Source organism: Corallococcus sp. CA047B (assembly GCF_003612065.1).
Classification (GTDB): Bacteria; Myxococcota; Myxococcia; order Myxococcales; family Myxococcaceae; genus Corallococcus; species Corallococcus praedator.
Window position 1 is genome coordinate 1 of sequence record NZ_RAWD01000358.1, and the last position, 9,143, is coordinate 9,143.

Genomic DNA, 9,143 nt, shown 5'->3' on the forward strand with positions numbered 1-9,143 from the left:
GGTGGTGGGGACGGTGGAGGAGCTCATCGACGTGGACGCGCTGAAGGTGGTGCGCCCGGCGGGCGCGGACGGCATGGGGCTGGTGGAGCGGCGGGGCGCGGCGGTGCCCCTGCTGTCGCTGGCGCGGCTGCTGGAGCGGACGGCGCCCCAGGACGCGGGCGGCGCGCGGGGCACCAAGGCGCTCATCGTGCGGCAGCGCGGGGAGCCGGTGGCCTTCGCGGTGGACCGGCTGCTGGGGCAGCAGGAGATCGTCCTGCGTCCGTTGGAAGACCCGTTGGTGCGCGTGCCGGGCGTGGCGGGCGCCACCGACCTGGGAGACGGCCAGCCGACGCTGGTGCTGGACCTGGGCGCGCTCGGGGCCGCGCGCGCGGGCCGCCGGATGGGCGCCGCGCGCTCGGGAGGGTGGGCGTCATGAGCGTGCTGCACGTGTTGTTCAAGGTGGACGGGACGGAGTACGCGATGCCCGCGGCGGAAGTGGTGCAGATGGAGTCCTTCGCGGGCGCCACGCCGGTGCCGGGGGCTCCCGCGCACGTCGCGGGGCTGGTGCAGGTGCGGGGCCGGGTCATCCCGGTGGTGGACGCGCGGGCCCGCTTCGGGCTGCCGCCGAGCACGCCCACGCTGGATTCACGGGTGGTGGTGGGACAGTTGGGCGAGCGCACGGTGGGGTTGCTCGTGGACAGCGCGCGCGAGGTCCTGAAGTTGGACCCGCGCGCCATCCAGCCGCCTCCGCCCATGGTGGTGGAGCGCGCGAAGGGGTTCGTGAAGGCCGTGGCGCAAGTGGGCCCGCGGCTGGTGATGCTCATCGATTTTCCCCGGGTGATGGGGGAGGAGACCGCGGATGTCGACGGACAACGGTAGCAGCAGCGCCCCCCGGCTGGAGGATGCGCGCGCCCTGGCCGAGCGCACCGCGCTCAAGATGGAGGAGAGCGCGGGCCTGGTGCAGTCCACGGAGCTGCTCGCCGCGCGGCTGGCCTCCGCGGGCAATGAACAGGCGGCGTCGGGCGAACAGGTGCGGACGGCCATCGAATCCGTGGCCGCCCAGGTGGAAGAGACGAGCGCCGCGGTGCAGTCGCTGGTGCGCAGCCAGCGCGCGATGAGCGAGTCCGCCCGGGGCGTGCAGCAGGAGGCGGAGGCCACCGCGGGCGCGATGCAGGAGGTCACGGCGTCGGTGGCCAGCGTTCGCAAGGACGCCGGGCTGCTCGCCGCGTCGTCGGATTCGACGGCGTCCACCGTGGAGGAGGTGGCGCGCTCGGTGAAGGGCGTGAGCGCCAACGCGGAGGAGCTGGCCGCCTCCAGCGAGGAGCTGCTCGCGAGCGTGCAGGAGATGAACGCCACCGTGGAGGACCTGGTGGTGCGCAACCAGACGAGCGCCGCCACCACGGAGGAGGTGGCCGCCACCATCGAGGAGATGTCCAAGGGCATCACCCGGCTGTCCGCGGACACGCAGGGCGTGGGCGAGCGCATGGCGCAGGTGTCCGGCGCCGTGGTGGCGCTGGGCCGGACGCTCCACGAGGTGTCGCGCGACGCGACCGCCATGGCCTCCAGCGTGGAGGAGACGGCCTCCACCACCGAACAGGTGGCGCGCAGCGTGCGCGGCGTGGCCGACCACGCGCGCACCCTGGAGGCGCACGCCTCCGCCACCGCGTCCACCGTGGAGGAGGTGGCCGCCAGCGTGGAGGAGGTGGCCGCCACCTCGGAGAAGAACGCGGCCGTGGTGGACGCCAACGCGGCCACCATCGAACAGCTGGCGCGCTCCGCCCAGGCGGTGGCCCGCGCCGCGGACAGCATCAACGGTCTGGCGTCCACCAGCGCCACCGCGTCCGCGCAGCTGGAGTCGTCCACGCGCCGCGCGGCGCAGATGACGGAGGAGGCGCGGCTGGCCGCCGAACGCGTGGGCGTGAGCGCGCGCGAGGGCGGCGTCACGGTGGCGCGCTCCATCGCCGGCTTCGGCCGCATCCGGCAGTCCATCGTGGAGTCGTCCGGGGTGATGAAGGAGATGGGCCGGCGCGCCGAGGAGATTGGCGACATCGTGCAGACCATCAACCTCATCGCGGACCGCACGAACCTCCTGTCCCTCAACGCCAGCATCGAGGCGGCGCGGGCGGGGGAGCACGGCCGGGGCTTCGCGGTGGTGGCGGAGGAGATCCGCGCCCTGGCGGACCGCGCGGCGGCGGCCAGCGCGGACGTGGCCAAGATTGTCCGGGGCCTGCAGACGACGGCGCGCGAGGCGGCCACGGCCACCGGCGAGGGCGTGCGCGCGGCGGATGAAGGCGCGGCGCTGGCGGGGGACGCGGAGAAGGCGCTGGGCACCATCCTCAAGGGCGTGGAGGACCTGGGCCAGAACGTGCGCGAGGCGTCGCGCGCGTCGGCGGAGCAGGTGCAGGCGGTGCAGGCGCTGGCCCAGTCCACGGCCAAGGTGAGCGAGCAGGGCCGCGTCATCGCGGCGTCCGCGACGGAGCAGGCGCAGGCGGCGCAGGCGCTGGCCCAGGGCGGCACGGAGATGCGGCGCATGGCGCGGCAGACCACGCAGGCCACCGCCGACCAGGCCAAGGCGCTGCGCGACGCGGTGCGCTCCAACACCCAGCTGTCGGAGGTGGCGCAGAAGGTGTCGCGCGCGGTGCAGGAGCAGGCCCTGGCGGCCACGGACCTGGCCAAGGGCGCGGTGCAGATGCGCCAGCTGGTGCAGGGCGTGAGCGGCGCGGTGGCGGCGCAGGGCCAGCACGTGTCCGCCCTGGGCACGGTGTCGCAGGAGGTGGCGACCGCCACCCAGCGCGCCATCACCGGCATCGCCGAACAGGCCAAGGCCGCGCAGGAGGTGGCCCGGGCCATGGAGTCCACGCGCAAGGAGGTGGCCCAGTCCACGCGCGCGATGGTGGAGCAGGGCCGCGCGCTCAAGCAGGGCGAGGTGGCCACCCGCCAGGTGGCGAAGCTGGCGCAGGAGGTGACGCGCGCCACGGACGAGCAGGCCCAGGCGCTGTCCACGCTGGTGCGCGGCGCGGAGGAGGTGCGCCGGGTGGCCAGGACGACGGCGCGGGCGCTGGACGAACAGACGGACGCGCTGTCGGCGCTGACCACGTCGGCCACGAAGCAGGCCTCGGGCGTGGCGGCCGTGGCGAAGGCCGCGCAGGAGCAGGCCACGGTGACCGAGCAGCTGGGCAAGTCCGTGGAGGAGATGCGGGGCCGCTCGCGGGAGATCGCCGTCACCACGGCCCAGCAGGCGCGCACCACGGCCATCACCGCCCAGGAGGTGAAGGAGGTGGCGGGCCGGCTGGGGCAGCTCGCGAAGCTCCAGGGTGAGCAGGTGGAGGGGCTGACGCACTTGAGTGGATTGTTGGGAGGCAAGGACGTGGCCGTGTCCCGGGCTTCCCGGGAGCAGAAGGCGTGACGATGAATTCGACCGTGCGGCAACACCCACTCTCGCTGTCCGCGGACGACCGGGCCCGGGTGGAGGAAGTGGAACAACTGGCCCGCAAGGGGGCCTCCAGCCTGCCGGAGCTGCTGGCCGGGCTGGACGCGCCGTCCTGGGCGGTGCGCCGCGCCGTGGTGTCCGCGCTCGCGCGCGTGGGCACCCCCGCGGTGCAGCCCCTGTGCGACGTGCTGGTCCACCAGCGGGACAACGAGGCGCGCATCGCCGCGGCGGTGGACGCGCTGGTGGCCGCCACCGGCGAGGTGGACGGGCCGGTGGAGGCGCTGGGGGATGACCTCAACCCGGCCATCGTCTGTGACGCCGCCCAGGTGCTGGGCCGCCGCCGCAGCCGCCAGTCGGTGCCGCTGCTGGCGCGGCTCACCGTGCACGCGGACGACAACGTGGCGGTGGCCGCCATCGAGGCGCTGGGCCGCATTGGCGGCGGCGCGGCGGTGGACGCGCTCTTGGCCTCGCTGGGCAGCGGCAACTTCTTCCGCATCTTCCCCGCCATCGACGTGCTGGGCCGCTCGGGCGACCCCACGGTGGTGCCGGCGCTGATGGCGCTGCTGGCGGATCCGTTCTACTCGCTGGAGGCCTGCCGGGCCCTGGGCCGCACCGGCCAGGAGGCCGCCGTGCCCGCGCTCGTGGGCCTGCTGCAGCGGGGCAACGACGCGGTGGTGCGCGTGGCGGCGGTGTCGCTGGTCGAAATCCACGACGCGCAGGTGGCGCGCTTCGGCGGCGCGCGCATGGTGCCGTCGGTGCTGCGCACCAGCTCGGCGGAGCCGCACCCCACCGGGCGCAGGCTCGCCGGGGTCATCTCCGGCGCGGACGCGGGGGAGAAGACCGCGGTGGCGCGGCTGTTGGGGTGGGTGGGCGGCGCGGACGCGGCGGTGGGCCTGCTGAAGCTATTGGACTCGCAGGACCTGGGCGTGTCGCGCGCGGCCGCGGCGGCGCTGGGAGAGCTGGGCGCGGAGGCGGACGCTCAAATCCTCCAGGCGCTGCGCGAGGGCGACAGCTCCCGGCGCCGGGTGCTGCTGCCGCTCGTCGGCAAGCGGTCCGCGGCGGTGCCGGACGTGCTCCTGTGCCTGGAGGACCGGGATGCGATGGTGCGCGCGCTGGCGGCGGAGACGCTGTCGCGCATCGGCGACACGTCCGCGGTGACGGCCCTCTTCGCGCGGTTGTCGGACGAGGACCCGCGCGTGGTGCAGGCGGTGGTGGGCGCCATCCAGTCGCTGGGCAGCGAGACGACGGAGGCGCTGGCGCTGGAGGCGGCGCGCTCGGCGGACACGCGCCAGCGCCGCGCGGCGCTGCGCATCGTGGCCTACTTCGGCTATCCGCGCGGCCTGGACGCGCTGCTGCTGGCCATGCGGGACCCGGATGAGCGGCTGCGCGACGCGGCCATCTACGGCCTGCCCTTCATCGACGACCCCCGGGCGGTGGACGCGCTGCTGGCCGCGGCCAGCCACGAATCCGAGCGCACGCGCGCCACGGCGATGCGCGCGCTGGGCCAGACGGACAAGCAGGCCCGCATCACCTCCACGCTGCTGGGCGGGTTGAACGACCGCGACCCGTGGGTGCGCTACTACGCTTGCCAGTCGCTGGGGAAGCTGAACGAGGAAGCGGCCGCGGACGCCATCGTCGCGCTGGCCAACGACGACGCGGGCCAGGTGCGCGTGGCGGTGGTGGACGCGCTGGCGCACCTGCACACGGAGAGCGCCATGGCGGCGCTGCGGCGGGCGGCGTCCTCCACGGACGCGGACGTGCGCCGCGCGGCGCTGCTGGGCCTGGGCGTGGCCCGGCGGCCGGACGCGCTGCCGGTGCTGCTGGAGGCGGTGCACTCGGACGACCCGGCCACGCGGCTGGTGGCCCTGTCGGCGGTGGCGGAGTACGACGCGCCGGAGACCCTGCCCGCGCTCCTGCGGGCCGCCGGGGACCGGGACGACAGCGTGCGCAGCGCGGCGGTGGGCTTCCTGGCCACGCGCACCGGACAGCACGCCACGCAGGCGCTGGTGTCGCTGCTGGGCGACGTGATGCTGCGCGAGCAGGTGGTGGGCGCGCTGGCGCTGCCGGTGGACGGGCGGCTCGCCGGCCTGCTGGCGGCGCTGGAGGTGGCGGACGACACGACGGCGCCCCTCCTGGTGGCGGCGCTCGCGCGGATGCGGCGGGCGGATGCGAGGGCGGCGCTGATGCAGGCGCTGGCCGGGGCCAGCCCCGCGGGACGGCGCGCGTCCGCGCCGGCGGTGGCGGCGCTGGGGACGCTGGAGGCGCGCGAGGTGCTGGACCGCGCGGCCCACCGCGACGAGGACGCCGACGTGCGGCGGGCCTGCCTGCTGGCGTTGGGGCGCTGAGAGTCCCCTGTCCATGACCTCGCTGCCGTTGTCCCCGCAGGTCTTCACCATCCTCGCGATGCTCATCGAGCAGCGCGCGGGGCTGCACTACGGCCCGGAGGACCGGGACCTGCTGTCGGAGAAGGTGTCGTCGCGGGCGCTGGACGCGGGCTTCGACTCGCTGCTCGACTACTACTACTTCCTCCGCTACGACCCGGCGGGCGGCGCGGCGCTGGACTCGCTGGTGGACTCGCTGCTCGTCCACGAGACGTACTTCTTCCGCGAGCCCCAGGCGCTGCAGGTGCTGGTGGATGAGGTGCTGGTGCCCGCGGCCCAGGCCGGCCAGAAACCGCGCGTGTGGTGCGCCGCGTGCGCCACCGGCGAGGAGCCCCTCACGCTGGCCATGATGCTGGACGCGAAGGGGGTGCTGGGGGACGTGTCGCTCCTGGCCACGGACCTGAGCACCCGTGCCCTGGAGCGGGCGCGTGCGGGCGAGTACAACCTGCGCTGCCTGCGCGCGCTGCCCAAGGGGGTGGAGGGCCGCTGGCTGGACGTGGTGGACGGCCGGCCGCGCGTGCGCCCGGAGCTGGTGGCGAAGGTGGAGTGGAAGCCGCTGAACCTGTTGGACACCGCGAACTTCCCGCCCTCCGGAAGCTTTGACGCCGTCTTGTGCCGAAACGTGCTCATCTACTTCCAGGACGACACCGCGCGCCGCGTGGTGGAAGGCCTCACCCGGGTGCTCAAGCCCGGAGGGCAACTGGTGGTGGGTACGTCGGAGTCCCTGATGCGTTTCGGCACGGCGCTGCACTGCGAGGAACGGCGGGGCGCGTTCTTCTACCGCAAGGAGGAGTCATGACGTCTCCGGCCCCCTTGCGCGTGCTGGTGGTGGACGACTCGGCGTTCGCGCGCAAGGTGCTGCGCAAGGTGCTGTCGGACGCGGAGGGCCTGGAGGTGGTGGGCACCGCGCGCGACGGGCTGGACGCGCTGGAGCGGGTGGTGGAGTTCAAGCCGGACGTCATCACCCTGGACCTGGTGATGCCGGCGCTGGACGGGCTGGGCCTGCTCAAGGCGCTGGCGGGCATGCCGGACGCGCCGCGCGTGGTGGTGGTGAGCAGCGCGGACACGGACAGCGAGCTGGCGGTGGCCGCGCTCCAGGCGGGCGCGGTGGACCTGGTGCACAAGCCCACGGCGCTCGCCACCGAGCGGCTCTACGAGCTGGGCGCGGAGCTGGTGGAGAAGGTGCGCGTCGCGGGCCGGGCGATGCCGCGCTACCTGGAGGCGGCGGAGCGCGAGGCCTCCGTGCGCGCCGCGCGCTCGGGCACCGGCGCGTCCCCGAAGCTGCTCGCGGTGGGCACGTCCACGGGCGGGCCGCAGGCGCTGACGCGGCTGCTGTCGGCGCTGCCCCGGGACTTCCCGGCGCCGGTGGTGCTCGCGCTGCACATCCCCGCGGGCTACACGGAAGCGGTGGCGAAGCGGCTGGACTCGCAGAGCGCGCTGGAGGTGGTGGAGGCGCGCGACGGCCTGGAGCTGGTGCCGGGGCGCGCGGTGCTGGCGAAGGCGGGGATGCACCTGAAGCTGGAGCGGCGGGGGGCGCTGGACCTGGTGCGCCTGGACCGCCATCCGCTGGGCACCCCGCATCACCCTTCCGTGGACGTGCTCTTCCAGAGCGTGGCGGCGGGGTGGGGCGAGCACGCCGTGGCGCTGGTGCTCACCGGCATGGGCGAGGACGGGCTCGTGGGGGCCCGGGCGGTGCGGGCCGCGGGCGGCGTGGTGCTCACGGAGTCGGAGTCGTCCTGCGTGGTGTACGGCATGCCGCGCGTGGTGGACGAAGCGGGCCTGTCCCAGGGCAGCGCGCCGCTGCAGTCCCTGGTGCCGCTGCTGGAGCGCTTCATCCCTTGAGCGCGGCCCCGGGGACGGCCGGGCCGCCTCAGGACTGGTGCGCGGGCGGCGGCGGTGGCGGTTCGGGCGGCGGGCCCTTCTTGGGGGGCGCGCGGCGCGGCAGCGTGACGGTGAAGGTGGTGCCGTCCTTCTCCGTGGAGGCCACTTCGATGGTGCCTCCGTGCGCGTGGACGATTTCGCGCACGATGTAGAGCCCCAGGCCGTAGCTCATCTTCAGGGTGCGCGTCGTCTGCGGGCCCTGGCGGAAGGGCTCGAAGAGGTGGGGCAGCAGGGCCTCCGGGATGGGGCGGCCCTGGTTGTGGACCTCGATGACGACCTTGTGGCGCAGGCCGCGCGTGCAGAGGCGCACGGGCGCTTCGGGCGGGCCGTACTTGAGGGCGTTCTCCACCAGGTTGGACACCACCTGGGCCAGCCGGTCCGGGTCCCACTGGCCCTGCGTGTTGCCCTTGTGCTCCAGGACGATGTCGCGCTTGGGGAAGGCCACGCGGAACTCGTGCGCCACCTTGCCCAGCAGCTCCTGGCTGTCGGTGCCGCGCGGCTCGATGACGACGCCGCCCACCAGCCGCGCGCGGGTGAAGTCCAGCAGCAGGCGCGTCAGCCGCTCGATGCGCACGGCGGCGGTGGCGATGCGCTGGCTGGTGCGCGCCGTCTCCTCCGCCGGGCCGCCGGCCGCGAGCACGCGCGACCAGTTCATGATGGCGCCCAGGGGGCTGCGGATGTCGTGGCTGATGATGCCCATCAGGTGCTCCTGGAATTCGGAGTGCCTGCGCACCTCTTCCTCGGCCCACTTGCGCTGGGTGATGTCGCGGCTGATGCCGAAGAAGCCGAACACCTGGCCTTCGGGGTCGTGCAGCGGGCCCTTGGTGGTCAGCCACACGCGCTCGCCGTCGGGGCCCTGCTGGGCGTCCTCGTAGGTGAGGGGGTGGCCCGCCTCCAGCACGTCCTGGTCGTGCCTGCGGTTGACGGCGGCCTCGCCCGCGGGGAACAGCTCCGCGTCGGAGTGGTCGCGCACCTGGTCCACGGTGCGGCCCAGGGCGCGCGCGCCCGCGGAGTTGATGACCTGGTAACGGCCCTCCAGGTCCTTGATGTAGATGGCGTCGGTGGTGCCCTCCAGCACGGCCTGGAAGAGCTGCCCGGCGCGCTGCAGCTCACTGCGGGCCCGGTACTCGCGGGTGATGTCGCGGCAGTGGATCAGCAGGGCGCCTTCGACGGGGCGGGTGCTCACGTCGAAGCAGAGGTCGCCTTCGGGCCAGCGGTGCTCGTAGCGCACGCAGGACTGCTCGGTGGCCGGGGCGTCCAGGCGCAGGTGCTCCGCCAGGGCGAGCAGCTTCGCCACCTTCTTGCGCACGTCATCGCCCGGTTGGGCGCGGTCCCCGAGCAGCTCGCGCATGCGGGAGCTCAGGTAGGTGACGCGCCAGTCGGCGTCCACGGCGAGGAAGGCCTCGGGCAGTCCATCCAGCAGCGCGAGCAGGCCCAGGCCGGACGCACCCGGCGCGGACGGGGCGGGAGGG

Annotated in this window: 7 protein-coding genes; 6 read left to right on the top strand and 1 reads right to left on the bottom strand. The window is 74.6% G+C overall.

The annotated features are described in order from the left end of the window. From D7X74_RS35455 to cheB, 6 genes are all read left to right on the top strand, one after another. A partial coding sequence (locus tag D7X74_RS35455; protein ID WP_199741974.1) for a chemotaxis protein CheW occupies positions 1-415 on the top strand: 415 nt, incomplete at its 5' end. Further along, entirely contained in the window at positions 412-858 is a 447-nt protein-coding gene (locus tag D7X74_RS35460; RefSeq protein ID WP_120537421.1) for a chemotaxis protein CheW, read from the top strand. The genes D7X74_RS35455 and D7X74_RS35460, both read left to right, overlap by 4 nt. Then, positions 839-3,385, top strand: a complete 2,547-nt coding sequence (locus tag D7X74_RS35465) for a methyl-accepting chemotaxis protein (protein ID WP_120537422.1) — start codon at positions 839-841, stop codon at positions 3,383-3,385. The genes D7X74_RS35460 and D7X74_RS35465 overlap by 20 nt, the downstream gene beginning before the upstream one ends. Before the next feature lie 2 nt (positions 3,386-3,387). Next, complete coding sequence (locus D7X74_RS35470) at positions 3,388-5,754, top strand: HEAT repeat domain-containing protein (RefSeq protein WP_120537423.1); 2,367 nt, start codon at positions 3,388-3,390, stop codon at positions 5,752-5,754. Between the two features lie 13 nt (positions 5,755-5,767). Beyond that, entirely contained in the window at positions 5,768-6,589 is an 822-nt protein-coding gene (locus tag D7X74_RS35475) for a protein-glutamate O-methyltransferase CheR (RefSeq protein ID WP_120537424.1), read from the top strand. After that, the gene (gene cheB, locus D7X74_RS35480; protein WP_120537425.1) at positions 6,586-7,632 is read left to right on the top strand and encodes a chemotaxis-specific protein-glutamate methyltransferase CheB; all 1,047 of its coding nucleotides are present in this window, start codon (positions 6,586-6,588) and stop codon (positions 7,630-7,632) included. Before D7X74_RS35475 ends, cheB begins: the two co-directional genes overlap by 4 nt. 28 nt (positions 7,633-7,660) lie before the next feature. On the opposite strand, the gene D7X74_RS35485 is transcribed toward cheB, so the two are convergent. Then, on the bottom strand, positions 7,661-9,143 hold a 1,483-nt coding region (locus tag D7X74_RS35485), incomplete at its 5' end, for a PAS domain-containing sensor histidine kinase (RefSeq protein WP_120537426.1).